This window comes from Clostridium fermenticellae, assembly GCF_003600355.1.
Classification (GTDB): Bacteria; Bacillota; Clostridia; order Clostridiales; family Clostridiaceae; genus Clostridium_AV; species Clostridium_AV fermenticellae.
Window position 1 is genome coordinate 571359 of record NZ_CP032416.1, and the last position, 26570, is coordinate 597928.

Annotated in this window: 26 protein-coding genes; 19 read left to right on the forward strand and 7 right to left on the reverse strand. The window is 29.6% G+C overall.

Annotation, left to right across the window (positions count from 1 at the left end; translation table 11 throughout):
* Positions 1 to 20 precede the first annotated feature (20 nt).
* From D4Z93_RS02755 to D4Z93_RS02775, 5 genes are all read left to right on the forward strand, one after another.
* A complete protein-coding gene (locus D4Z93_RS02755; RefSeq protein ID WP_119970235.1) occupies positions 21 to 266 on the forward strand; it encodes a hypothetical protein in 246 nt (81 codons plus the stop codon).
* Positions 267 to 728: 462 nt separating this feature from the next.
* Positions 729 to 3272, forward strand: a complete 2544-nt coding sequence (gene pglZ, locus D4Z93_RS02760; RefSeq protein ID WP_119970236.1) for a BREX-1 system phosphatase PglZ type A — start codon at positions 729 to 731, stop codon at positions 3270 to 3272.
* Between the two features lie 18 nt (positions 3273 to 3290).
* On the forward strand, positions 3291 to 3779 hold the full coding sequence (locus D4Z93_RS02765) for a hypothetical protein (RefSeq protein ID WP_119970237.1): 489 nt from the start codon (positions 3291 to 3293) through the stop codon (positions 3777 to 3779).
* Positions 3780 to 3791: 12 nt separating this feature from the next.
* Positions 3792 to 5822 (forward strand): protease Lon-related BREX system protein BrxL, encoded by a 2031-nt coding sequence (gene brxL, locus D4Z93_RS02770; RefSeq protein ID WP_119970239.1) that lies wholly within the window; start codon positions 3792 to 3794, stop codon positions 5820 to 5822.
* Positions 5823 to 5896: 74 nt separating this feature from the next.
* A complete protein-coding gene (locus D4Z93_RS02775; protein ID WP_119970240.1) occupies positions 5897 to 7840 on the forward strand; it encodes an elongation factor G in 1944 nt (647 codons plus the stop codon).
* 65 nt (positions 7841 to 7905) lie between these two features.
* On the opposite strand, the gene D4Z93_RS02780 is transcribed toward D4Z93_RS02775, so the two are convergent.
* The 4 genes from D4Z93_RS02780 to D4Z93_RS02795 all read right to left on the reverse strand — a co-directional run bounded on the left by D4Z93_RS02780 (position 7906) and on the right by D4Z93_RS02795 (position 11161).
* Positions 7906 to 8754 (reverse strand): CPBP family intramembrane glutamic endopeptidase, encoded by an 849-nt coding sequence (locus D4Z93_RS02780; protein WP_119970241.1) that lies wholly within the window; start codon positions 8752 to 8754, stop codon positions 7906 to 7908.
* Positions 8755 to 8802: 48 nt separating this feature from the next.
* A complete protein-coding gene (locus D4Z93_RS02785; protein ID WP_119970243.1) occupies positions 8803 to 9396 on the reverse strand; it encodes a permease prefix domain 1-containing protein in 594 nt (197 codons plus the stop codon).
* Positions 9389 to 9730, reverse strand: a complete 342-nt coding sequence (locus D4Z93_RS02790) for a PadR family transcriptional regulator (RefSeq protein ID WP_119970245.1) — start codon at positions 9728 to 9730, stop codon at positions 9389 to 9391. Before D4Z93_RS02790 ends, D4Z93_RS02785 begins: the two co-directional genes overlap by 8 nt.
* A gap of 144 nt (positions 9731 to 9874) precedes the next feature.
* On the reverse strand, positions 9875 to 11161 hold the full coding sequence (locus tag D4Z93_RS02795) for a Na+/H+ antiporter NhaC family protein (RefSeq protein WP_119970247.1): 1287 nt from the start codon (positions 11159 to 11161) through the stop codon (positions 9875 to 9877).
* 228 nt (positions 11162 to 11389) lie between these two features.
* Here D4Z93_RS02795 and D4Z93_RS02800 point away from each other — a divergent pair, with 228 nt between their 5' ends.
* The 4 genes from D4Z93_RS02800 (at position 11390) to D4Z93_RS02815 (ending at position 16042) form a co-directional block, all read left to right on the forward strand.
* Entirely contained in the window at positions 11390 to 12217 is an 828-nt protein-coding gene (locus tag D4Z93_RS02800; protein ID WP_119970248.1) for an MBL fold metallo-hydrolase, read from the forward strand.
* Positions 12218 to 12235: 18 nt separating this feature from the next.
* Positions 12236 to 13390 (forward strand): CdaR family transcriptional regulator, encoded by a 1155-nt coding sequence (locus tag D4Z93_RS02805; RefSeq protein ID WP_119970250.1) that lies wholly within the window; start codon positions 12236 to 12238, stop codon positions 13388 to 13390.
* 84 nt (positions 13391 to 13474) lie between these two features.
* Complete coding sequence (locus tag D4Z93_RS02810) at positions 13475 to 14815, forward strand: GntP family permease (protein WP_119970252.1); 1341 nt, start codon at positions 13475 to 13477, stop codon at positions 14813 to 14815.
* Between the two features lie 72 nt (positions 14816 to 14887).
* Positions 14888 to 16042, forward strand: a complete 1155-nt coding sequence (locus D4Z93_RS02815; protein WP_119970253.1) for a glycerate kinase family protein — start codon at positions 14888 to 14890, stop codon at positions 16040 to 16042.
* A gap of 553 nt (positions 16043 to 16595) precedes the next feature.
* On the opposite strand, the gene D4Z93_RS02820 is transcribed toward D4Z93_RS02815, so the two are convergent.
* Positions 16596 to 16898 (reverse strand): BMC domain-containing protein, encoded by a 303-nt coding sequence (locus D4Z93_RS02820; RefSeq protein WP_162920237.1) that lies wholly within the window; start codon positions 16896 to 16898, stop codon positions 16596 to 16598.
* Positions 16899 to 17089: 191 nt separating this feature from the next.
* On the opposite strand from D4Z93_RS02820, the gene D4Z93_RS02825 reads away from it, so the two are divergent.
* The 10 genes from D4Z93_RS02825 (at position 17090) to D4Z93_RS02870 (ending at position 24413) form a co-directional block, all read left to right on the forward strand.
* Positions 17090 to 17908 (forward strand): class I SAM-dependent methyltransferase, encoded by an 819-nt coding sequence (locus D4Z93_RS02825; protein ID WP_119970257.1) that lies wholly within the window; start codon positions 17090 to 17092, stop codon positions 17906 to 17908.
* A 73-nt stretch (positions 17909 to 17981) separates the two neighbouring features.
* Positions 17982 to 18716, forward strand: coding sequence for a Rossmann-like domain-containing protein (locus D4Z93_RS02830; RefSeq protein ID WP_119970259.1), 735 nt, complete (start codon positions 17982 to 17984; stop codon positions 18714 to 18716).
* A 172-nt stretch (positions 18717 to 18888) separates the two neighbouring features.
* Positions 18889 to 19725 (forward strand): Mrp/NBP35 family ATP-binding protein, encoded by an 837-nt coding sequence (locus D4Z93_RS02835; RefSeq protein WP_119970261.1) that lies wholly within the window; start codon positions 18889 to 18891, stop codon positions 19723 to 19725.
* Positions 19726 to 20088, forward strand: coding sequence for a NifB/NifX family molybdenum-iron cluster-binding protein (locus tag D4Z93_RS02840; protein WP_119970263.1), 363 nt, complete (start codon positions 19726 to 19728; stop codon positions 20086 to 20088).
* Positions 20089 to 20114: 26 nt separating this feature from the next.
* Entirely contained in the window at positions 20115 to 20945 is an 831-nt protein-coding gene (locus tag D4Z93_RS02845) for a P-loop NTPase (protein WP_119970264.1), read from the forward strand.
* On the forward strand, positions 20936 to 21844 hold the full coding sequence (locus tag D4Z93_RS02850; RefSeq protein ID WP_119970266.1) for an ATP-binding protein: 909 nt from the start codon (positions 20936 to 20938) through the stop codon (positions 21842 to 21844). The genes D4Z93_RS02845 and D4Z93_RS02850 overlap by 10 nt, the downstream gene beginning before the upstream one ends.
* Before the next feature lie 31 nt (positions 21845 to 21875).
* Positions 21876 to 22232 carry a NifB/NifX family molybdenum-iron cluster-binding protein gene (locus D4Z93_RS02855; protein WP_119970268.1) on the forward strand — a complete coding sequence of 119 codons (357 nt, stop codon included), beginning with the start codon at positions 21876 to 21878 and terminating at the stop codon, positions 22230 to 22232.
* Between the two features lie 46 nt (positions 22233 to 22278).
* Positions 22279 to 22770, forward strand: coding sequence for a flavin reductase family protein (locus tag D4Z93_RS02860; RefSeq protein ID WP_119970270.1), 492 nt, complete (start codon positions 22279 to 22281; stop codon positions 22768 to 22770).
* Positions 22771 to 23006: 236 nt separating this feature from the next.
* Positions 23007 to 23900 (forward strand): damage-control phosphatase ARMT1 family protein, encoded by an 894-nt coding sequence (locus D4Z93_RS02865; protein WP_119970272.1) that lies wholly within the window; start codon positions 23007 to 23009, stop codon positions 23898 to 23900.
* Between the two features lie 66 nt (positions 23901 to 23966).
* On the forward strand, positions 23967 to 24413 hold the full coding sequence (locus tag D4Z93_RS02870) for a DUF134 domain-containing protein (RefSeq protein ID WP_119970274.1): 447 nt from the start codon (positions 23967 to 23969) through the stop codon (positions 24411 to 24413).
* Between the two features lie 187 nt (positions 24414 to 24600).
* On the opposite strand, the gene D4Z93_RS02875 is transcribed toward D4Z93_RS02870, so the two are convergent.
* The gene (locus tag D4Z93_RS02875) at positions 24601 to 25362 is read right to left on the reverse strand and encodes a TIGR03943 family putative permease subunit (RefSeq protein ID WP_119970276.1); all 762 of its coding nucleotides are present in this window, start codon (positions 25360 to 25362) and stop codon (positions 24601 to 24603) included.
* Positions 25359 to 26471: a permease gene (locus D4Z93_RS02880; protein WP_119970278.1), complete on the reverse strand. Its 1113-nt coding sequence runs from the start codon at positions 26469 to 26471 to the stop codon at positions 25359 to 25361. Before D4Z93_RS02880 ends, D4Z93_RS02875 begins: the two co-directional genes overlap by 4 nt.
* Positions 26472 to 26570 lie beyond the last annotated feature (99 nt).

Genomic DNA, 26570 nt, shown 5'->3' on the forward strand with positions numbered 1-26570 from the left:
GGAAAGTTATAAAATGTATCATGAAAAAAGAAATTAGTTTTTATCCTCCAAAAGCACCTAAAGATAGTGGAAATATAAAAGTTAAATATAATAATGGTAAGTCAGGAAAAAATCCAGATGTTTTTTGTATAAAGTTTTCAGTAATATTAGCTCAGATATCAAATAAAATGCTGCTAGGTTATAAAAAGTATGAAGGAAATTTAAGATATATAAATATAGTTATTGGAGATTTGAAAAATGTGTTATTTTTAAATCCTATTCTATAATAACCACTCATAACTCAGCTTTATTAAATGCAATTTCAAAAAATGATTTAATTGGTGTAGTTGTAGCCTATAGAAATGAAGAAGATGCTGGCAGTAAATTTATATAATTTATAGATATAAAAAAAATATCTTAAATTATTAGCTAAAGGTAATCTAGGTGATTTAGTAATTAGTAATGACTTGCTGAAATCTATGAAAGAAAAAATGGAAATAAACATTATTTATGCCTGGAGGATAAGTAAATGAATATAAGAATCATTAATACTCCCGTACTTGTTAATATACTTGATATCCCAAATATGAATGAAAATCATGATGAGGCAATAGAGTAGTTTAAGTCATTGATTCAAAGTCAAGAACATACATTAATACTTTCATTGGCTACAATGATAGAAATAGGTAATCATATAGCACATATATCAGGTGGAAATATATGCTAGATGGTGAAATAGAGGTGGACATATGAATTTACAGGAAATAAGAAATTTTCTTAAAGAGTTATTTTCAAAACCTTTAGGTGACGGAAAAAAACGTCATATTGTATTTTGGTATGATGGCAGTGGAGATTTTGTTGAAGATATAGATAGCTTTGATGTTGAAGGTGTTAACCTCATTAAACTAACGAATAATAATGCCTTTTGGGTCAAATATCATATAGAAAAAGAAGATATAACTAGCAATATACTTGTTTATTCGAATATGGAAAAGCCGGTACCTTCAGAAAATTGGCTTTACGATATTTTAAGTTACAGTGAAGAATTTTCTACGGATAGAGCAACTGCAGTAATGAGAGAATTAAAGATTACAGATCCTCAACTTAAGGAAGTATTTAAGATTTATAATATATTTTTTAGAAGAAAAGATAGATTTGCAGCTTTTAAGGAATTAAATATACAGGATTATACGGAAGAAAAAATTCATGTTGGAGTTTTGGCGGTTTTGACCAAAGTAAAGATCATGGATGTTGAGGAAATATTAAAGGCAATACTAAAAGAATATTTAGATGGACAGAGCAAGATGTATGAGAATATTGATAAGTTTGGTAATTTGGATTCATTATGGAATTTGATAATTAAGTATTATGGCTATGAATTTGAAGAAAGAAGTTTAGAAAGATTCATGGCTATGCTCTTGATAACAAATATGAAGGAAACAATAAAATTTGAAATGCCAAAGAAATATGCTCCATTTATATCTTCTAAAGTTACAAACTGTATTGTATTTATAAATCATTTTATGAACAGTACAAAAGATAGTATTTATTATGATAAAATGCAGCAGCTTATAGGTGATAAGATGAAGATAGCAAAACTGTTGGGTAGCAATAGTTCTGACACTTTTATTAGCTGTGATGTTTTTGAAGAAACTGATAAAATAATTCTTAAAAGAATTATTAATCTTTTAAATGATGAAGTTGGAGAATACAGTGATTATTTGAAACTAATAGATTCACGAAAAACTACACATTTCTATAAGAAGTATGAAAGAGAATATAAAGCAGTAAAGTGGGCTATAAATTTACTTAGTAAGAAGAGAAAACTTGATTCAAATATAAAAACAGAATCATCTTATGATATGTTTAAAACTTATGCCAAGGAATATTACTATATAGATAAAGCTTATAGAAAATTTTATTATCATTTTGATAGTTGTGAAGAAAAAGACCAATTGGTTAATTTGGCAGAGCTGATTGAAAATACATATAGTAATTGGTATTTGCAGGAGTTATCAATAAAATGGTTTAATTCATTAGAAAAAGAACATTCGTGGAGGATAGAAGGTTTAAGATATCAGGATAATTTCTATAAAGAGTTTGTTGAATATACAAAGGAAAGGGTTTTTGTAATAATTTCTGATGGATTGAGGTATGAAAGTGCTGAGGAATTAAAAAATAGACTTGTAAATGAAAGAAAAGGCAAGGTAGAAATAGATTATATTGAGGGAGTACTTCCTTCGTATACCAAATTGGGAATGGCATCGTTACTACCACACAACAATATAGAAATTAATGATGATTATGATGTAGTCGTAGATGGAATTAACAGCAGTGGAACTCAAAATAGAGATGCTATTTTAAAAAAAGAAAATCCTAATTCACTGGCAGTTAGATATGATAAGGTTATGGATATGAAACCTGAAGAAATATTAGAGACCTTTGGAGGAAAGGATGTAGTCTACATTTATCATAATGCTATAGATGCTATAGGTGATTATGCAGCTACTGAAAGGGATGTATTTTCAGCTGCGGAAACGGCCTTTAATGAAATTATTGCTTTAGTCAATAAGCTTGTAAATAGAGTAAGCGCTTCTAGCATAATTATTACAGCAGATCATGGATATCTATATAAGAGAAGTGTTCTAGAGGAAAGTGACAAGTTATTAGGAGTTAAGTTGAATGACGGAGAGGATGGCAGAAGATTCATATTGACATCTGATGCTCAAAGTGTAGAAGGAACAGTAGGTTTTAGTATGGAATATCTTCTAGGCGAAGGTTCACACAAAGAAGTTATTACACCGAGGGGAACATCCAGATTTAAAGTACAGGGTGCTGGTGCAAACTATGTACATGGTGGGGCAATGCTGCAGGAAGTAGTTATTCCAGTAATCAAATTTAAGAATGATAGAAGTGTTTCATCACTAAACGATATAAGAAAAGTTAGAATATCTTTGACGAGTATTACGAGAAAGATAACTAATATAATAACTTATCTTGAATTTTTCCAGGAAGAAAAAATACAGGATAAAGTTATAGTACAGAAAATTAGATGTTATTTTGAAGATGAAACTGGCAATAGAATATCTAATGAAAATATTATAATTGGAGATTCAAGGTCAGAAAATCCACAGGAAAGAACTTATAAAGAAAAGTTTGTATTAAAGAGTATGCCTTATGATAAGAGAAAACAATATTTCTTAGTAATGGAGGATGCAGAAAATAGTAATGGTATGTATGAGAGAATACCTTATAACATAGATATTGCTATAATTGATGATTTTGGATTTTAAATAAAGGGGGAGTAATAAATGAAACATATGTTAATTACATATAGTGACGAATGTGCACGAAATGGTCATGTTGATCCTAATTTTACACAATTAGTGTATGGAGATGGTGGCAATAAAGGAGAAGCATTGAAGAATAACTTAAGTGAGGGGTCTTATCTTTTCTTTAATACAAGAATCGGGAATAAAAGATATATTACTGCATATTTTTATATAGAAAAAATTTTATTAAAAGGCAAGAATAATATTGAAATAAGCGCTTTAAATTGTGATGCTAAAAATGATAATGTTATCTTTATAGGGAGCAGGCAGTTTTCAAAAATATTGACTATTCCATTAGAGTTAAATAAATCTTTATTATTAAAACTTAAATCCTATAAAGCAACTGATGAATATTTTGCAAGTAAGAGTTCGGAACTGGTAGCAATAAAAGATAAAACACTTAATCCAACAGTTATTACAGAAGATGAAAAAGAATTTCTAATGGAATTATGCAATAATAGAGGATAACAGGAGGATAAAATGGATGAATTAAGTGTAAAACTTAATACTTATTTTGCAGGAAAAGTTGTTAGAAAAGATTTGACGCAAAAGTTAAAACAAGGGGCAAATGTTCCAACTTATGTACTTGAGTACTTGCTTGGAATGTATTGTGCTACAGATGATGAAGACAGTATAAATGCAGGAGTTGAAAGAGTTAAGAATATTTTAGCTGACAACTTCGTAAGACCGGATGAAGCCGAAATGGTAAAGTCTAAAATAAGAGAAATGAGTAGGTATACAGTTATTGATAAGTTAACAGTTAAGTTAAATGAAAAGAAAGATATTTATGTAGCAGAGTTTTCAAATTTAGGTTTAAAAGATGTTGAAATAGATGCAAAATACGTTAAAGATTACGAAAAACTATTAGGTATTGGAATTTGGTGTATAGTTAAACTTCAATATCTTTATGATGAAACTACAAAGAATATATCTCCTTTTTTAATAGATCAGGTAACACCAATCCAAATGCCTAATATGGACCTGGAAGAATTAATAGAAGGAAGAAAGCATTTTACTAAGGAAGAGTGGATTGATATTTTAATAAAATCTATAGGAATGGAACCAACTCAGTTAAAGTATGAGACAAAGTGGCATATGTTACTTAGAATGGTTCCACTTTGTGAGAATAACTATAATATGTGTGAGCTTGGACCTAGAGGTACGGGCAAATCTTATTTATATAAGGAGATATCTCCAAATTCAATATTAGTATCTGGAGGACAAACTACTGTTGCAAATCTCTTTTACAATATGTCTCAAAGAAAAATTGGTTTGGTTGGGATGTGGGATGCTGTGGCTTTTGATGAAGTGGCAGGTATTACTTTTAAAGATAAAGATGGAATACAGATAATGAAAGATTATATGGCATCAGGTTCTTTTGCCAGAGGCAAAGAAGAAAAAGCAGCTTCGGCATCTATGGTGTTTATTGGTAATATAAATCAAAGTGTAGATGTTTTATTGAAAACTTCACATTTATTTGAGCCTTTTCCAGAGGCGATGGCCTATGATTCAGCCTTCTTTGATAGAATTCATTTTTATCTGCCAGGTTGGGAGATACCTAAAATGAGACCGGAATTTTTTACAAACAGCTTTGGTTTTATTACTGATTACCTTTCAGAATATTTGAAAGAAATGAGAAAGAGGACATTTGGCGATGCCATAGATAAATACTTTAAATTAGGTAATAACTTAAATCAAAGAGATGTTATAGCAGTTAGAAAAACAGTATCAGGTTTAATTAAATTAATATATCCCCATGGAGAATTTGATAAAAAAGAATTAGAAGAGATATTGAGATATGCTTTAGTAGGCAGAAGGAGGGTAAAAGAACAGCTTAAGAAGATAGGAGGAATGGAATTTTATGATGTCCATTTTTCTTATATAGATAATGAAACCATGAGTGAGGAGTTTGTATCAGTTCCAGAGCAAGGAAGTGGTTCTCTTATACCGGAAGGTGCTATGAAAGCAGGACAGATATATACTATAGGCGTAGGCGATTCTGGAATGATAGGAGTATACAAAATAGAAACAGAAGTAGTTAATGGTTCAGGTAAATTTGAAAAAACGGGATTAGGTTCTAATAGAGAAGCAAAGGAAAGCATTGAAACTGCATTTAGATACTTTAAAGCAAATAGTAGAAGTATTAGTGCATCTATATCAACTACTCAAAAGGACTATTTAATGCATGTACAGGATATAAATGGAGTTGGACTTACTTCTTACCTTTCATTAGCTGCATTAATTGCAATGTGTTCCGGAGCTCTTATAAAATCAGTACAAAGTCAGTTGGCTGTATTAGGTTCTATGAGCATAGGAGGAACAATAAATAAAGTGGAGGATTTGGCCAATACGCTGCAAGTATGTTTTGATTCAGGAGCAAAGAAAATTTTACTTCCAATGGCTAATGCCGGAGATTTGCCTACAGTACCTCCAGAATTATTTGCTAAGTTTCAAATAATGTTTTATAGTGGTGTCGAAGATGCTGTATTTAAAGCTCTAGGAGTTCAATAAAAAATAAATAAGTGTAGTTTATTTGATTAAATATTCCGTACTTAAATTGAAATAGGATAGGATGTTATAAAACGATGAATAAAACGATTGGAATGTTTGCACATGTAGATGCTGGGAAGACAACATTTGCTGAACAAATATTATATCATACAAAGAGTATTAGAAATCTTGGAAGAGTTGATCATAAAGATTCATTTCTAGATAACCATAGTGTAGAAAGAGAAAGAGGGATTACTGTATTCTCAGAGCAGGGGATTTTCGGCTATAATTCCTCTACATATTATCTAGTTGATACTCCAGGTCATATGGATTTTTCGTCTGAAATGGAAAGGGCAATAGGGGTTATGGACTATGCCATTCTTATAATAAGCGGAACTCAGGGAGTTCAAAGTCAAACTGAAGTTATATGGGAATTGCTTAGAAAAAATAAAATTCCAACTTTTTTATTTATAAATAAAATTGATATAGAAACTTCTGATTTGAAGGCTGTATTAAATGAAATAAAATTGAACTTAACACAAGATGCATATTTAATGGATGATTCATTTAAAAATGGAAATATGGAATCTGAGCTTGTAGAATTTATAGCTGAGAAAGATGATGAACTTCTAGAAAAATATTTAGAAAGTGGATATCAGAAGGATTTATGGTTGGATTCTACAATAAAGTTAATTAAACAAAATAAGTTTTTTCCGTGTTTTAGTGGTTCTGCACTCAAGGATATTGGTATAGATAGCTTTATTGAAAAACTTGATATGTTAACTTTTACTGAGTATAAAAGTAATCTTGAGTTCAGCGGTATAGTATATAAAGTACGACATGATGAAGGGCTGAATAAACTTACCTATATAAAGTCATTAAGTGGTATATTAAATGTGAAAGAAAAAATCCGCATTGGTGAAACTTACGAAAAAATAAATGAAATAAGGATTTATAATGGCAGTAAATTTAAAACAGTAGATAGTGTATCGTCAGGTCAGCTTTTTGCAGTTTGTGGGCTTACAAGTGCAAAAATAGGAAATGGAGTAGGCAACCTAGAAAAAAAGACAGACTATAGTGTAGTACCAACTTTAAAATCAAAGGTTATATTTGATGATAAATTAAATCCTAAAGAAGTTTTAAACTATTTTAAAATTTTAGAAGATGAAGATCCTGCTTTAAGTATAACTTGGAATGAAAAAACAAAAGAAATACAAGTTCACATCATGGGTATAGTTCAACTTGAAATTTTAAAACAGGTTATAGAGGAAAGATTTAATTTATCAGTTGATTTTGGCCCATGCAAAATCTTATATAAAGAAACTATATTGGAAGAAAGTATAGGATACGGGCACTTTGAACCTTTAAGGCATTATGCAGAGGTACATCTTAAATTAGAGCCTGGCGAAAGAAATAGTGGAATTGCATTTGAAAATGAATGTAGTACAGATGACCTGACAGTTGGAAATCAAAATTTGATACGTACTCATATATATGAGAGGGAACATCATGGTATCTTAACCGGTTCTCCTATAACTGATTTAAAAATTACTTTAATTACAGGAAGAGCACATAATAAACACACAAATGGTGGAGATTTTAGAGAAGCAACTTTAAGGGCATTAAGACAGGGGCTTGAATCCACACAAAATGTAGTCTTGGAGCCGTATTATCGTTTTAAAATATCAGCAGATGTAGAATATATGGGAAAGATATTGTCAGATATACAAAGATTGAATGGAGTTTTTCAAAGCCCTAACATACAAAATGACAAAGTTTTTATAAATGGCAGAGGTCCTGTATCTGAATTTATGAATTACAATTTAGAATTTATATCATTGACAAATGGCAGAGGAAAAATCAATTTTGTGTTTGATGGGTATGATATTTGTCACAACGAGGAACAAGTTATAAAAGATATAGGATATGATAAAAATGCAGATATTGATTATACATCGACTTCAATATCTTGCTCAAAAGGACAGGCATTCTTAGTAAGTTGGGATAAAGTAAAAGAATATATGCATTGTTTGAAATAAAAAGTAAGCAAACTGTAAAAAACAATTTGCAGCTTGCTTTAAATTAATTTGAATACTTAAAAATTCTATTGCAAATTAGTCTTTTTAATATTTGAGAAAAGTTTTTTTAAGCCAAAATACATTATCAAAAGCCCAGTGATAGTTAATAGAGATATAATAAGAATATTTGAGCTGATTAGTAGTAAAAACTGTGGATAGTATTGAATTAAAATGAATGTAACTATACTATAAAGTATATCACCAATTATACATAAACATAATGAATGGGTTTTTATATAGAGGTAACCTAATAAGATTCCAAGTATAAAAGTACACATAAATCCTGCAGGGTTAAAGGCAGATATTCCAGAGATTAGTGAGCATATCATTAGTGCTTTTAGATCTGAATATTTCTTTGAAAGTCCTTCTAAAATAATACCTCTAAATACAAACTCTGTTAGTAAAGGAACGATACTTAAATATCCAATGAGAATTAAGGGACTTTTATAAATAAGTGGTATACCTTTTGTAACTAAGTTAAATCCGGGAAGAATCCTATCTATTGGCATCAAAAGTGCATCAAAGAATAGTAGATAACCTAAGACAATCAGTATTAAAAGTAATATATTAGGTAAAGTTAATTTTTTTACTGGTCTCGATTCAATTTTATCTTTACCGGGATTAGTAATGTAATACCAATAGAATACCGAAGTAACTATAAAGAAGATAACTGCTAATGCAAAAATAGAAAGAAACGATTGTAATATAATATTATTGAATGAATCGATTATACTGAAACCAATTCCTAAAAGAAAAGATAATATCAATATATAACAAATCGCGGCAATTACTGCATCTGTAACACTTAAGATTTTAACTTTTGATTTTCTGTTTTCGAGATTTGATAAGATTTTGAAAGGATTTAAATTAGACATAATAAAACCTCCCTATAAAAATTAATTTTCTATTATTTGAAGTTATTTTTAATCTTGATTTTGAAGTTTATTTTTAATGAAATATATTTTCATGATTAAAACTGTAATTAATACAATACCAAATATGATTATAAAGTTGTCTTTTATACTATTTGGAAACAGAATACAGGTAATAAAAAATGTACTAAAAATGATATCACATAGGAATATTATAAATAGAGATATACTTTTGTTTTCAATATTAATGTATTGGTAAAAAGCAATGCACCCAACAATCCAGGAAATGTTAAAAAGCAAAGAGGCAAAATTCTGAAAAATGAGACTGCTACCGTTGAATAAAAGACGAACAATGACAAAAATACAGCCAATTATAAAAATGGCAATTGCCGCTTTTATAATTTTTAAGGTAAATTCACTTTTTCTTGTCCATATGCTGTTCATCTCTGAAATGAACTTTTTTTCTTCACCAAAATTACTCAAAGTAATTTTTAGACTTTCTTGTTCGCTGAAGCCTTGATTTTGAAGCTCGGATATCTCATCCTTAAGATTTGATTTCAGTTCTTCTTTAAGTATTTGGATATCCTTGTCAGATTGGTTGAAGTTGCTGCAAATGTGATCTACATACATATCAATTTTACTCATCAGTGTTCACCTCCAGAAAATAATCTAATAAATCTTTAAGAGCAAGCCACTCTTTAACTTTTTCCTTGAAAAAGTCAAGACCTTTTTGAGTAATTTTATAATAACGTCTTCTTCCGCCGCCAGTATTTTCATCATCATTCCAGTATCCTTCTAGATAATTCCTCTTTTCCAATCTCTTTAAAGATACATATAAAGTTGCTTCCTTCATCTCAAAATTTTTACTTGACTGTTTTATTTCTTTTCCAATTTCATAACCATACATATCTTTATGCTTTAAGACTGATAAAACTATTATATCGATATAGCCTTTTAAGAGTTCTTTTTCAAATTCCATTACAGCAGCGCTCCTAACTAAATTATTTCATCCTATAAAGTATATTATATTATCAAGTAGTACTTTACTATAGTATAAGATCGAGTACTTAATATTGTCAAGTAGTTTTACAAAATAATTGGAAAAAAATGCACCCCAGGGGTGCTAATTATTAAATTTAGGAACTCCAAGTATTATTGCAAATACAGATGAAATCCCCAAAAGATATGGATAACAAAGATATTTCATTATCAAAAATGGTGAAATTGCGGCAAGACTAGAAGCAACTAAAAGCTGAGCTCCATAAGGTATACATCCTTGTATAAAGCAAGCAAAAGTATCTAAAAGACTGGCCGTTTTTCTTCTATCCACACCATAGTTTTCTGATAAATTTTTAGCTAGAGAACCAACTATAATTATAGAAACAGTATTATTAGCAGTACATAAATCTACTAAGCTGACTAATATTCCTATACCAAATTCAGCGCCTTTTCTGGAATGAATTCTTTTACGTATTGTATTTAATATAAAATCTATACCACCATTGAATTTTATTAATTCACCTATACCACCAATTAATATGGATATCATAGATATATCCTCCATGCCGGCAATACCCTTTGCACAAAGTTGAAATACCATAAATATGTTGAAGGAACCATAAATAAGACCTATTATAGATGCTAATACTATGCCGCCAACCAGTACTAATATTACGTTAAAGCCTGTTAAAGCTACTATAAGTACAGCTATATAAGGCAATATTTTTACAAATTGATAGTTATAAGTTCCTGATTGATTGATTTGCATGCCAAAAGTTAAAAATGCATATATGATTAATGTTAAAATAGCCGCAGGAAGTACTATCTTAAAATTGGCTTTGAATTTATCTACCATTTCACAATCTTGAGTTTTAGTAGCAGCTACAGTGGAATTCGATATCATAGATAATCCATCACCAAACATAGCACCACTAACTACAGCAGCAATTAAAAACTCCATAGGTAAACCTGTCTTTTGCGAAATTCCAACTGCAATAGGTGCTAAAGTTACTATTGTTCCAACAGAAGTTCCAAGTGACATGGATAAAAAAGAACCAATTATAAATATACCAGCTACCATAAAGCTGTGTGGGAAAATAGCTAGTCCTAAATTTACTGTAGAATCTACAGCTCCCATAGCTTTGCTGACTTCGGCAAAAGCACCTGCTAAAATAAAAATTAAACACATAAGTATGATGCTGGAGTCTCCAGCACCCCTGCAAAATCTTTCGACTTTTAATTCTATAGGTACTTTTTTATTTTGAAGTATGGCTATGGTGGATGCGATTATTAAGGCTACAACTACAGGCATTTTATAAAAGTCTTTCATTATGATTGAAACACCAAGAAATAGTGCCATAAATATACCTAATGGTAACAATGCAATAGCACTGCCCTTCTTTTCATTCATTATTTTGAATACCTCCTTTTTATTTTAAAATTTTATCTGCATGTTTTGCGTCATATGTTATCAATTAATGAATATATTATAACATTTTTACGGTTAACTTTATGCTAAGATACAATAATCATATATAAAATATGCAATAATATTGTAATGCACAACAATGAAATAAGAAAAAATACATGATATACTGAAATCGCAATTTAATTTATAAGGTAGTAGGAGGATTTTAGTATGGTAAAAATTACTACATTAATGGACAATGTTGGTTCAGAACATTTGTGCTTATGTAACAAACATGGACTTTCTTTTTTTATTGAAACTCCAAATATTAGAATTTTATTTGATTGTGGATCTGACGGGACAGCTATAAGTAATGCCAAAAGAATGAATGTACCAATTAGAACTGCTGATTGTGTTATCTGCAGTCACTCACATTATGATCATAGTGGTGGATTTCGTGATTTTGTTGAATATGGTATAAAATCAACGCTTTATACTGGAAAAGAATTTTTTGAGCCTAAATATGCTTTTGATGGTGTTAAATATACTTATTTAGGGGCAGGCTTTGACGAGGAGTTTTTAGCAAAACATCAAATTTGTCATAAAGAGTGTAGAGATTTTTTAGAGTTATCTGATGGATGCTATCTATTTGGTGAATTTATGAGAACTCATTCTTTTGAAACAATTCCAAAACGTTTTGTTAAAGGAATATTGCCAACATGTCATATGGATGATTTTAGTGATGAAATTTGCTTAGCACTTTCGACTTCAAAAGGCTTGGTTGTTATTGTTGGATGTTCTCACCCAGGAATATTGAATATGCTTGAAACAATTTCTAAACGTTTAAAGAAACCTATTTATGCTGTATTAGGTGGAACACACCTTGTAGAAGCTGATGAGAAAAGGGTTACATTTACAATTTCAGAAATGAAAAAAATAGGTCTGAAATTGTTAGGATTATCACATTGCTCAGGTGAACTTGCCCAGCATGAAGCTATGGAAGATAATGAAGTTCAAAGCTGTCATTTAGCAGTTGGAGATTGCTTTATAGTTGAATAAAGGATATTGGTGAATATTATGAAAATTGATGAAATTGCCCAAGATCTAGTTAATGCAACATCACCTCTTGTTGGTGGACGTACCATTAATATCATGGATAAGAAAGGGATTATTATTGCTTCTTCAGAAAAGAATCGTATTGGAAGCTTTCACCAGGGTGCAGCCGAAGTAATTACAAGAGGAGAAACAGTATGCATTTATAAAAATAATTTAGATAGATATAAGGGAGCTAAAGAAGGCATTAATATGCCTATTATAAATAATAATAAAATTAGAGGCGTAGTAGGAATTTATGGCAATCCAGATGAAGTTATAGATGCGGCAAAGTTGTTGCGTGCTTATGTTGAACTTTATTTTAAGCAGATTGCAATTGTAAAGAAGCAAGAAGTTGAAGAAAAAGTTCGTACTGAACTCTTGAAAATACTGATTTATGGTAAAAATTTATCAGAAAAAAGTATCTCACAATTAAGTAGTGTTATTTTTTTGCATATTAAAATGCCTATGCTCACGATCGTAATCAATTTTCAAGGTAATAAAAATGATAAAGTTAAGAGTATAATGAAACTCAAGAAAATTCAAAGCTTTTTACTGGAACAACAATTTATCAAGTCTGAACAAGATATTTATAGTATTGTTGATGAACAACTTGTAATTTTAAAAACTTTTTGTGGCTTAGAAAAAACTGTTCAAAAATATTTAAAAAATATTTTCTTCCGTATTAAATTTAATTTAAAGATAGTTCCAACTATTGCTTGTGGCAACTTGTGTAATTGTTTTCAAGAAATTTCTGAAGCTTATCATTCGGCTTCTATTGTTGCTAACATAGGTAAGGGTGGAATTTATAATCTTGAAGAACATAGAAATATGTTAATATATTTTATGCAAAAATTAGAGATGGATAGTATAGGAGAAAAATTTATTGCTCGAATGTATAGCTGCTTATTTAGTTACTTTGGTGAAAAAGACATTAAAAATGTAATGTTGACTATTGAAAAATATTTAGAAGCATCTGGAAGTATAAATATAGCATCTCAAAATTTATATATTCATAAAAATACTTTAATTTATAGGATGAATAAAATTTATAGTTTATTAGGTATAAAAGAAGAAGAACTTTTCATGAAAGAGTTTTTGCTGAGATTGATATTACTATATTATAATAATTTGTCTTGAGTATAGGATTAAATACTAATCTTTGAAATGGTTTTTCTAAATTAAAAAATAATATATTTGATAATTTTGAAAGGAATGTTTAATATGTCAAGTGCTTATTTATTTGCAGTAATTATAATTGCAGTTATTGTTATGATAGTGGCTATAACTAAGTTTAAGGTACATCCATTTATTGTTTTAGTTTTAGTTGCTGTTGGTGTTGGTATTGCTATGGGAATGCCAGTTGCAACTATAATGAATAAAGTTGAATCGGGGTTTGGGAATATACTTGGAAGTATTGGTATAATCGTTCTGGCAGGTGCAATTATTGGTGTTATTCTTGAAAAAACAGGAGCAGCATTGGTAATGGCAAATGCAATTTTAAAATTGGTAGGTAAGAAGCATTCGGTTCTTGCGATAGCTTTAGCTGGCTATGTAACAGATGTACCTCTATTTTGCAATTCTGGTTATGTAGTACTTGCTCCAATTGCTAGAGCTATGGCAGAGCAGTCTGGTATATCTTTAGCTGTTATGGCTACAGCATTAAGTGCTGGATTATTTACAACACATTGTTTTATTCCGCTCCATCCTGGTACTATTGCTATGGCAAATACTATAGGTTCAAATATAGGAATCTTATTAGGCTTAGGTTTAATTGTAGCTATTCCAGGAACGTTAATGGGTGTACTTTATGCAAAAAAAGTTTCGTGTAATGTGGATATACCTGCTAATCCAGAATATACTGAAGAACAGTTAATTGAAAAATACGGAAAACTTCCTGGAGTATTCCATTCATTTTCATCAATTGTACTAATTGTTGTATTAATTGTTCTTAAATCAATTGCAGATATAGCTGCTGCACCTTTTGGAAGGGGAGCTATTAAATATTTATTTGATTTTGTAGGACATCCAGATATTGCTTTGATTTTGGGAATGTTTTTATCGATGACTTTAATTGCCCCTAGTGAAAGAAAAAATCTTCAGCAATTTATTAATAAAGGAATTACTAATTCAGCAGGTGTTATTGCAATTGTTGGTGGTGGAGGTGCCTTCGGTGCAATTCTACAATCACTGCCAATTGCTAAGAATATAAATGGATCTTTTATAAATGTAAGTTTAGGTGTATTTCTTCCATTTATTATTGCAGCTTTATTAAAAACGGCGATGGGAGCAACTACAGTTGTACAAATACTTACAGCTACTATGGTTCTTCCAATGTTACCTTCATTAGGTATGACATCTGATATTAGTAAAACATTAGTTGTTTTGGCTATTGCAGCAGGTTCTATGACTGTTTCACATGCAAATGATGCTTATTTTTGGATTGTTTCAGAGTTTTCGGATATGGATACGAGACAAGCTTATAAGTGTCAGACTGGTATGACTCTTGCAGTAGGAATTGTATCTATTATATTTATTTACATTCTATCCTTATTCCTTCACTAGGCTTTTTAGTATATACTATTGATAAAAGATGGACAAGAAAATTAGTAAAATACAAAAGTGGGAGAATGACTTATGAAAAATAAATTTACAATTTTACTAGCACCAGATTCATTTAAAGAAAGTATGACTGCAAAAGAAGTTTGTATTGCAATGGAAAAAGGAATAAAAAAGGTTGACAGTGAAATCAACTGTATACAGGTACCTATGGCCGATGGTGGAGAAGGTACAATGCAGTCTCTTATTGACGCTACGAATGGAAAAATATATTCAATAAAAGTAGTTGGGCCTATTTCAAATGAGGTTGAGGCACAATACGGTATTTTGGGAAATGGACAAGTTGGAGTAATTGAAATGGCAAGTGCTAGTGGAATTCACTTGGTTTCAAAAGAAAAAAGAAATCCGTTAATAACTACTACTTATGGTACCGGACAGCTTATTAAAGCATGCCTTGATAAAGGTGTAAAGAAAATACTTATAGGTATAGGTGGAAGTGCAACCAATGACGGTGGAGTAGGAGCTATTCAAGCCCTTGGGGCAAAGTTCCTAGATGAACAAGGAAAGGAAATAGGATTTGGTGGATGTGAGCTTGGAAAACTTAAAAGAATAGATTTATCAAATCTTGATGAGAGGCTAAGCAAAGTAGAAATTGAAGTTGCCTGTGATGTAAACAATCCGCTTTGCGGCAAAAATGGAGCTTCAAATATATTTGGACCACAAAAAGGTGCTTTAAAAGAGATGATTATTTTGCTAGATAAAAATCTGAAGCATTATGCAGATATAATAAAAGAACAATATGGAAAAGATATTGTGAACATTCCAGGAGCAGGAGCAGCAGGTGGATTAGGTGCAGGTCTTGTAGCTTTTCTAGATGGAAAACTTGAAAAAGGTATTGATTTAGTTATTAAATATTCAAGATTAGAGGAAAAGATAAAATTTTGTGATACTGTATTTACAGGAGAAGGAAGTATAGATTACCAAACTAAATTTGGAAAAACTCCAATTGGTGTAGCCAGGCTTGCTAAAAAATATAACAAACCAGTAATTGCTCTAGCTGGAAATGTTGGAAATAATATAGGTGACTTATATGAAAATGCTATTGATTCTATATTTGGGATAATGGGAGGAGTTAATTCGCTTGAAGAAGCACTTAGAAATGGAAAAGAAAATATTGAAAGAACTTCTGAAAATATAATGAGATTAATAAGATGCAGCAGTAAATATAGTTAACAATTGACATTTATAAGTATAGGGTTTCTAGTTCCAAACTCAGTTTACACTCCGGGATATGCTGCCAAACTTCAGCACGATAAATCCTTTTAATCATTCTAAAGCTCAGCATTTTGAAAAGCTAATAAATATTGATAAACTCGTACCTCAGACAATATCAATGTTTATAGATTTTCTAAAATACTTCGCTAATAATGATAAAAAAGTATTTATATGTGCTTTCATTTTGGCAGCATACCCCTGCGTGCAAACTAAGTTTTAAGCTAAAAACTATATATAGTATAGGTATTTTAATTTGTGAATTAACTTACATGCAGGGAAATATATACAGCCTGAAGGCACATTAAAAACTTTTATTACAAGTTTTAGCGAAGTATTTTAGAAAATTCTAGAGACTCAAATACTGTCTGAGCTTGCGAGTTTATTTGAGCCTCTTGAATTTTCAAAATAAGAGCTTTAAACTTGTTAAAAGTTTTTACGTGTCAAAGGCTGTATATATTTCCCGGAGTGTAAGTTAAGTTACAATTTAGAAACCCTATATCTCGTGTGAGATTTAGTTCTTTTTGAATTGTTCTTTTATAGAATTTAATGCAGTTTTTACAGCAGCAGTATTCCCAAAAATCCCTATACAAACAATATGTTGAGGACACACCCCTGAAATTTCACTTACAATCACGTTAGATGATTTTTCTGCAATATCACTTGCAACTAACACATCAGCAATGTTTCCATCACAGATGCCAACAGTTGTAACTTTGTCTTGTGCTATAATTTCTTTGACTTTGTTATCCGTAACTCTTCTATAAAGTATTCTGAGTGTTCCATTAGAAATTTTGTCTATAAATTGTATATTCATTTTATAATCCCCCAATATCATACTATAATATATAATTAACTATAATATAACTCAATATACCTTTTCTGTAAATTCTTTAATTCTTATGAATTTCTCTATTTATATAAAATAAAAATTGATATATAATCGGCATATGCTATAATTAAAATGTTTTAATGGATGAGAAATATTTCAAGGAGATGGTAAAAAGAATGGATATAAAGTATTTTCTTGATTTGTGGAACAGCTCAAAAAAATCATATGATATAGAAGAAAAATTTTGGGATAAAAGAGTTGAGGAGTTTAACAACAAAGAACTAGAGGAAGAAGAAAGTAAAAAAATTTCTTGTATACTAGAGTTTCTCGAAATTGGGAAAAATAGAAGATTTGAAAATGTATTGGATATAGGATGTGGTACAGGATTTTATTCTAAAAAGTTTTCTGAGATATCTAAATGTGTTACTGCTACAGATATTTCTGAAAATATGCTGGAATGTGCTAAAAGAAATTTAGAATCAGAGTGTAGAAATAATGTGAAGTTTGTAAAAAGTATATGGTCAGAATTGAAGATGGAAGATTTTGAATGGAAAGGAAAATTTGATCTAGTTTTTGCATCTATGACACCAGCTATAGATAGTTATGAAGATCTTATAAAAATGATTGATTGTGGTAAAAACTTATATTTTTTAAGTGGATTTGTAGAGAAAAAAGATAGTTTAAAAAATGAACTTTCGGAAGTGATTTTAGGATATCATAATGATAACCCCCATGGAAATAAAATATACAGTGCCTTCAATATATTATGGAATATGGGTTACTATCCTAAGATAAGTTATGTAGATTCAAATCGGAGTAAGTTACGATCAGTAGATGAATTGTATAAAAAATATTTGTCCTATTTTGAAAGAAAAAAACCTTTAGCAGAAGAAGATAAGGTTTCCATTAGAAAGTATATAGAAAGCAAGGCGATAAGTGGAATAGTGGAGGATAAGGTAACTTCAAAAACAGCATGGCTTTGTTGGAGGAAATAGCAGTATATAAAAAGTATAAATTTGAATACTGTGCAAAACATAATTTAAATATGGATTGGAGGTACAAAATTTAATGGATAAAAATGAATTTTATACTGATTTATTTCATAAATTTAGAAAGCTTGTAGAAGATAACGGTTTGTTAAATGAGGAGGTAAAAATAACAGGAAGAACTTTAACTGCAGAAGAAGCCATAGGAAACACTGAAAGAAAAGATTTTCCTATTATAAAAGGAAAAGAAAAATTACTAGAAGCAGATTTTAGAGATACTAAAGGTCAAGCTTTTACAGATATGCCAAATAATTTCACAGGAAATCTAAAACAAATAATTGAAATGCCGCTTAACACAAACTTTGATACAGCTGTATATATTGCCACTTTAAATGCTGTATGTAGGTATTTACAAATAACAAGTAATACAATACATTGTAAAGATGGCGAACCAGAAAACTGTGCATTAGAGTTAGTAGAATATATAAAAAATAAATATGGTAATCCTAAAATTGCATTAATAGGATTCCAACCAGCGATGTTAGAAAATTTAGCGAAAAACTATGATGTTAGAATTGTTGATTTGGATGATAATAATATAGGAAAAGTTAAATATGGTGTTTTGGTTGAAAATGGAAATAATACAATTGATGATTTATTGAATTGGTGTGATATTGTAGTTGCTACAGGTAGTACAATAGCAAATAAAACAATAACTAATGTTTTATTTGATAAACCAACTATATTTTTTGGAACTACTCTTGCAGGTGCAGCAGCCTTGATGAGACTTGAAAGATTTTGTCCTTGCTCAAAGTAATGATTTTGAACAAAACAATTTATGATTGTTTAATTACAGAGTGCCTTTAGAAAATTTATATGATATGTGAATTTTCTAAGGTGCTTTATTTTTTTATTGGCATTTGACAATAATGAAAAAATAATATAATATATTATTAGCAAATGCCAATAATAAATGAGGAGTGAAAACTATGTCAAATTGTAATTCATGTCCATCAAGTGGTTCATGCAGTAAAGATAAAGAAAAATGCATGGTAGAAAATAATCCAATGAATAATGTTAAAAATGTTATAGGCATTATGAGTGGTAAAGGTGGAGTTGGGAAATCAACTATATCAGCGATGATTGCCAAACAATTAAAAAAATCAGGATACAAAGTAGGAATTTTGGATGCCGATATAACAGGACCAAGTATACCAAGATTACTTGGGTTAAATGATAAAAATGTAGAAGTTAAAGATAAACTTATAATTCCAGCGGAAACAGAAGATAAAATAAAAGTTATGTCATTAAATTTATTAATTGAAGATGAAAATCAGCCAGTAATATGGAGAGGTCCAATAATATCAGGAGCAGTCAAGCAATTTTGGACTGATGTGATTTGGGGAGAACTAGATTATTTAATAATTGATATGCCTCCGGGAACAGCAGATGTTGCATTAACTGTTATGCAATCTATCCCTATTAATGGTGTTGTAATGGTATCCGTACCACAGGATTTAGTTTCAATGATTGTTTCTAAAGCTGTTAATATGGCAAAAAAAATGAACATCAATGTCTTAGGTGTTGTAGAAAATATGAGTTATATAGTTTGTCCAAATTGTAACGAAAAGATAAGGCTGTTTAATGGAGAAAATGTAGATGAATTTTTAGAAAAAACTGATTTGCAACTTCTTGGTCAATTACCAATGGTTAGTGAAATCTGTAACTTATCAAGTTGTGGATGTGAAAATTCAAGTAGAAGCTTAGATGAGTTATTTGATCCAATAGTAACAAATATTTTAAAAAAACTACAGGAGGGAAAATAAATGAAAATTGCAATTTCTGCAACAGGAAAAGATATTGAAAATGTACTTGATATGAGGTTTGGAAGATGTGAATTTTTTCAAATTCATGATACTGAAAGTGGAGAAATTAAAATTATTGAAAATAGTGGAAAGTCTTCAAGTGGAGCAGCAGGGATAGCAGCATCACAGCAGCTAATTGATGAAAATGTTAGTGTAATAATTACAGGAAATCTTGGACCTAATGCCTTTAAAATTATTGAAAAATCAGGAATCAAGGCGTATAAGTGTGGAAATATTCCTATAAAATCTGTTCTAATAAAATTTAACAATGGTGAATTAAAAGAAATAAAATTTGCAGGTTCATCACATAATATGATGGGTTAATAATCCATCCGTAAGGAGGAGTAAAATTGAATATTGCAGTATTGAGTGGAAAAGGAGGAACAGGGAAAACTACAATTTCAACTAATCTTGCATTGATCCTAAAAGCAAATTATATTGATTGTGATGTAGAAGAGCCAAATGGATTTATATTTCTAAAACCTTCAGATATCACTAGCAAAGATGTACAAATAGATTATCCTTTTATAGATTATGCTAAGTGTACACATTGTGGAGAGTGCTCTAACGCTTGCCAATTTAATGCTTTGGCTAGAGTTAAAGAATGCGTTATACTTTTTGAAAAGCTGTGCCACAGCTGTGGAGTTTGTGAGATGGTATGTAAAAAAGGAGCAATAGAGTATAAGAAGAGAACTATTGGAGTAATTGAAGAAGGAAATTCAAATGGTATTGAGTGTAAAAGAGGATTATTAAATGTAGGTGAGCCTATGGCAGTACCAGTTATTAAAGAACTTTTAAAGGATTTAAAGAAAGATATTAACATATTTGATTGTTCACCTGGAACTTCTTGTAATGTAGTTAGCATACTTCAAAATGTAAATTTAGCTATACTCGTAACTGAACCTTCAGAATTTGGACTACATGATTTAAAAATGGCAGTAGAACTTGTCCGAAAATTTAATATACCTATGGGTATAGTTATTAATAAAAGTTCAAGTAGTAAAAATATAATAACTGAGTATTGTGAAAGGGAAAGTATTCCTATATTAGGATATTTACCTTATGAAAGAGATATTGCACAGCATTATTCAACAGGTAAGATGCTCATAGAAAATGAAGAATATAGAAATTTTTTTGAGAATATTGCTAAAAGTGTAAAGGAGGCATCAATGTGGAGTTAGTAGTATTGAGTGGAAAAGGCGGAACAGGGAAAACTACAGTTGCTGTTGCCTTATCAGAACTTGCTAATAAAGATGTTATAAGAATAGATTGTGATGTAGATGCTCCAAACTTTTATTTATTCTATCCAGGAAAAGATTTGTACAAAGAAAATTTCTATGGGTCTAAAAAAGCTGTGATGGATAAAACTCTTTGTACTCAGTGTGGAGTATGTGAAAACTATTGCAAATTTGATGCTATAAAGGATAATAAAATAAATATTTATAAATGCGAAGGTTGTGGAGCTTGTACTATTGTTTGTCCAGAAAAGGCTGTCAAATTAGAAGATGAAAAGAGCGCAGACGTATTTATAACAAAGACGTCAAAAGGAATATTATCTAGAGCAAAAATGGAAATAGGAAGTGAAGGTTCAGGCCAACTTATTAGTATATTAAGAAGAAATGCCAGGAAGTTTGACGAAAAACATACGGAGACTAAGAATTCATTAGTAAATAAATTTAAAACTATATTAAAAAAGGATACAAAGTTAATTATAACTGATGGTTCTCCAGGCATAGGTTGTCCAGTAATTTCATCAGTGACAGATAGTGATTTTGCTCTAATAGTTACAGAACCTACAAAATCAGGCATGGAAGATTTTATAAGGGTAATGTCTCTTTGTCAGCATTTTGAAATTTCAACATTAGTATGCATTAATAAATATGATATTAATGTCGAAATAGCAAAGGAAATTGAAAGCTTTTGCGCCGAAAAAGGTTTTAAGGTAGTAGGAAAAATACCTTATGATGATACAGTTATGCAGTCAATTAATGAATTGAAACCTATAACTTGTTATGAAAATAGTGAGGCAAAAAAAGCTATAGAGCGTATGTGGAATAAAATAAAAAGTATTATTTATTAAAAATAAATATTAATTATAGGAGGAATATAAAATGAAAATAGCAATTGCAAGTGAAGGAAAATTAGTGAGTGGACATTTTGGACATTGTGAAGGTTTTACTACTTATGAAGTTAATGAAGGAAAGGCTTTAGACAAGAAATTTGTTCAAAATCCAGGACATAAACCAGGATTTTTACCAGTATTTTTAAAGGATTTAGGAGCAAATGTTATAATTGCAGGTGGTATGGGAGAAACAGCACAGAAGTTATTTAATCAAAATGGAATAGAAGTAGTTGTTGGAGCAAGTGGTAATTGTGATGATGTAGTGCAGAAATATATAAAAGGTGAGTTAAAATCAACAGGAAGTATTTGCAAAGAGCATGAATATGAAGGACATTGTAATGACTAATCACAAGTAAACTTATAAATAGATTATTATGAAAAGGGGAATGGTTATGCAAAAAATTCAAGGCAGTATGAAATCATGTCTTCAACCAATGCCAAAAATATTAGTTTCTTGTAGGGATAATAATGGTAAAAATAATGCATTAGCAGTAGCATATTGTTGTAATTGTAGTTATGATCCACCAATGATTATGGTTGGAATTGTTCCTTCAAGATATTCTTATAAAATAATTAAGGAAACAGGTATTTTTGTTGTAAATCTTGTTGGAAATGAACAAAAAGAAATGTTTGATTACTTAGGCAGTCATAGTGGAAGAGATGAAGATAAATTTTCTAAATTTAATATAAAAGTTGAAGAAGGGTTAAAGGTTAATGCCCCACTACTTGCAGATTGCCCTGTAAATATAGAGTGCAAGGTAGTAAATTCTATAGTTACAGGTTCGCATGAAATGTTTGTGGGTAAAATTGAGTATGTACATTCTGATAAAACAATAGTTGACAATCAAGGGAATATTGATTTTTCTAAAATAAAGTTTCTTTAATGTTAACATAAATAGTTATATGCATATACTTAAAATGAAGTATAATAAGTGTAAAGATTAAATTCAAAGATTATTGTTGAAAACAGACTTAGGTTAATCAATAATTAATTAAATGTTTTACAGGATGATAAATAAGAGGTGGGTAAACACCTCTTATTTACTATATAAAAAAGTATATAATAAATTTGGACTTATAGATATAAACATGGAAAGAATGGGAATGAGAGGAGATAAACATGAACATAAATTTAGAATGCATATATTGCAATATAAAGAAAGCAGATTCTCTATTTAGTAAATATGAAATGGATAAAAAAAGAAAGTTAGAATTTATGAAAAGGGTATTTAAAACTATTTCAATGACTGAGAAAAGTGATACTTCCCCATATATCAATGCAAAAATATTAAGAATTTTAAACGAAGAATTTAAATTAGATGATATTTATTATGAAGTAAAAAAAGAATATAACAATCTTTTAATTTCTATAGAGGATGAGATATTAAAAAATATTTATAGTTCAGAGGATAGACTTCTTATGGCTTTAAAGTATGCAATGGTTGGTAATTTTATTGATTTTGGAGCTATGAATAAGGTTGATAAGAACAAACTAAAACAAATAATTAAAACTGCTTCAGAGCAAGCAGTTGATATTAATGAATATAATAATTTTAGAAAGGAATTAAATAGGACAAGAAAAATAGCATATATTGTTGATAATGCAGGAGAAATAGTTTTTGATAAGTTATTTATTAAAGTGATAAATCAAATGTATCCTAATATAATTTTAGATGTAATTGTAAGAGGTAAACCAGTGTATAACGATGCAACTGTTATAGATGCAGAAGAAATAGGACTTTGTAATATGGTGAAGGTTGTAGGAAATGGTACAGATATACCTGGTACACAGTTAAATAAAATAAATCAAGAGTCAAAAGAAATAATTGATGATGCAGATATAATAATTTCAAAAGGACAAGGAAATTTCGAGACTCTCTCTGGATGTGGTAAAAATATTTATTATATATTTTTGTGTAAATGTGATATGTTTACGAAAAGATTTAATATGGAAAAGTTTAAGGGCATTTTTGTTAATGAAAAGAATGTTAAACACATTATTAATGAAATTTAGTGAAGGAGACTTAAATAATAGTATAATAGATATATATGTAATGTAATAAATGTAGGGAGGATAAAGATGCCAAGACCAACCAAATTTAGAAGAGTTGAGTTCTTTCCAAATGACAATTATTTTGTGCCATGGGGAAAACCCAAATGTGAAATTGAGGAAATAGTTTTAAAAGTGGAAGAACTTGAGGCAATTCGGCTTAAGGATATAAAGGAATTAAATCAAGAAGAGTGTGCTGAGAAAATGAAAGTATCTCGTCCAACATTTCAAAACATAATAGATAGTGCTAGAAAAAAAGTCGCAATGGCGCTAACAGAAGGAAAAGCTATAAGAATCAGCGGAGGATATTATACTACAAATCACTGTAAGTTTAAGTGTATGGATTGTGGAGAAGTTTATGAAATAAATTATGAGCATGATAAATTAGCATGTCCTAGTTGTGGATCTAAAAAAGTAATGTGCAGTAAAAAGACTGGATTTTGTAGACGATGGTGTAATAGAGAAAACTTAACGTAAAATAATGAAATATTTTATAATATATTAAAAACTGGGAGGCTTATAGGATACTCTCAGTTTTTATTTGAAATTTAATATTTTTTCATTATTAAAGATTCAAGAAACTACTTTAATTTTGAATGAAATGCTATACTTATAGAATGATAAAAAATCTACATAATGCTGATTTTAAATTAGTTACTTAAAGCTATTCTGGATATATATATTGATTTTGTGGCTGTTGAGCCGGTTCTGCATTTTTAACTCTTATAACGGGATTAGTAGATTTCTTGCCGTTAATATTTTTAGTTTCTACATCAATTGTTCCTGTAATTTTAAACCATTTGCTATTTTTCAATGTAGAAGCTTGAGTCCAATCACATAATAATCCTGTAACCTCTGTATCGGCAGCACAGCAGACCATCATTAATCTTGCAATTAAAAATTCATTTTTAGAAGTTGTGTCATCTCTGAATACAAAGCCTGTTATAATTACGTTTTTACCTTTATATTTATTTGGGTTATTATAACAAATATCATCTGTTATATGAGTGAAATTTTTTCCATCAATAGTCATAACATTATCTCTTGGGGTATCTTTATGAGTATTTTTGGGTTGGGGATTAAAAGCTTGACCATTTTTACTTATATTATTTTGCATTACTATTGTACCCTTTTTTGAGGTGACTTCATCATTTAGCCCTTGAGGATTTATATAAATTCCTAAAAACAAAGGAATTAAAAATACAAGAAAACAAATTTTTCTATTGCTATCTTGTTCAGATATAAAAAGTCTTTTTATTTGAAAAATAGTGAGTATCAGAAATACAATGAAAGAAAAACGAACATATTTTATCATTTTAGGATTAAGAAAAAGATAAATTTTTCCAGATGAAAGTAGGCTATAAACATAATAAGTAAAACCGATAAGTATTATAAACCATTTTAATTCACTTTTATTCAATTTCATAATATCAATCCCCCATTAAAACCTAGGTAATTTACTAATACCCCTATAGTAAAGCAAACTGTAAAAATTGCAAAAATAAGTTTTATTATAAATGTAGTTTTGAATGTTGTACTTAGCATAAGTGTGTTTTTTATATCAATCATTGGACCAAATATAAGAAAAGCTATTATAGATCCTGTTGTAAATTGTCCAACAAATGTTCTGGCAATAAATGCATCAGTTTCAGAACATACTGCTAACAAAAATGCCAAACCTATCATAACAAGTATAGAGTATATTTTATCATGTCCAACTAGTAAGATATATTTTCTTGGTATAACTGTTTGCATTAGTGCAGATAGAAATGAACCAATAATTATAAACTTTCCAACATCATGTAATTCTATAGTTGTATGATCTATTATTTCTACAATTATTGATCTAAGATTATGTTTTTTCCCTAAATTATGATGAGAGTGGCCGCATCCACATTGGCATTCACCCATATGCTTATGATGATGTTGAAGATTCATATCTATTTTATTTTTAAATATGGTATCTTTATTATATATGCTGCCAATTATATTACCAATAATCATTGCTCCAATAATACCTAATAAGCCTCTTATAATAACTATGTAAATATTATTAGAAAATGCATAGTAGGTTGAAGCAAGTACTACTGGATTTAATATAGGTACAGAAAGCATAAAAGTGATTCCTATATGTAATGGCAAACCTTTCTTTATTAACCTTCTTGCAACAGGCACAATTGCACAATCGCATATAGGAAATATTAGACCTGTTAAAGCAGCACCTAATGATCCTAAAAACTTATTTTGTGGTATTATCTTAGTTAAAGTTTCTTCACTAACAAATATTTGAATCATAGAGGATAATATTGTTCCAACCATTATAAAAGGAAATGCTTCTAAGATTATACTCAAAAAAATTGTTGAAAAGCCTTGTATCATTTTATTTTGCCTTAAAAATGTATATTGAATATTAGGCAATGAAAAATGTAATGGTGGTAATAGCAAGGAAATACTTAAACATAAAACAGTGAGAATAGGTATACAAATACTTATCATGATAAAGTTTTTTGCCAGCTTATTCTTTTGAACTATCAATTGTTTTTCACCTCTTATCAGTATGTTTATTTAATATAAATATTAATATTTATATTAATATTTATATTAAATGCAAAATAGAACAACTAAAAAAGTACT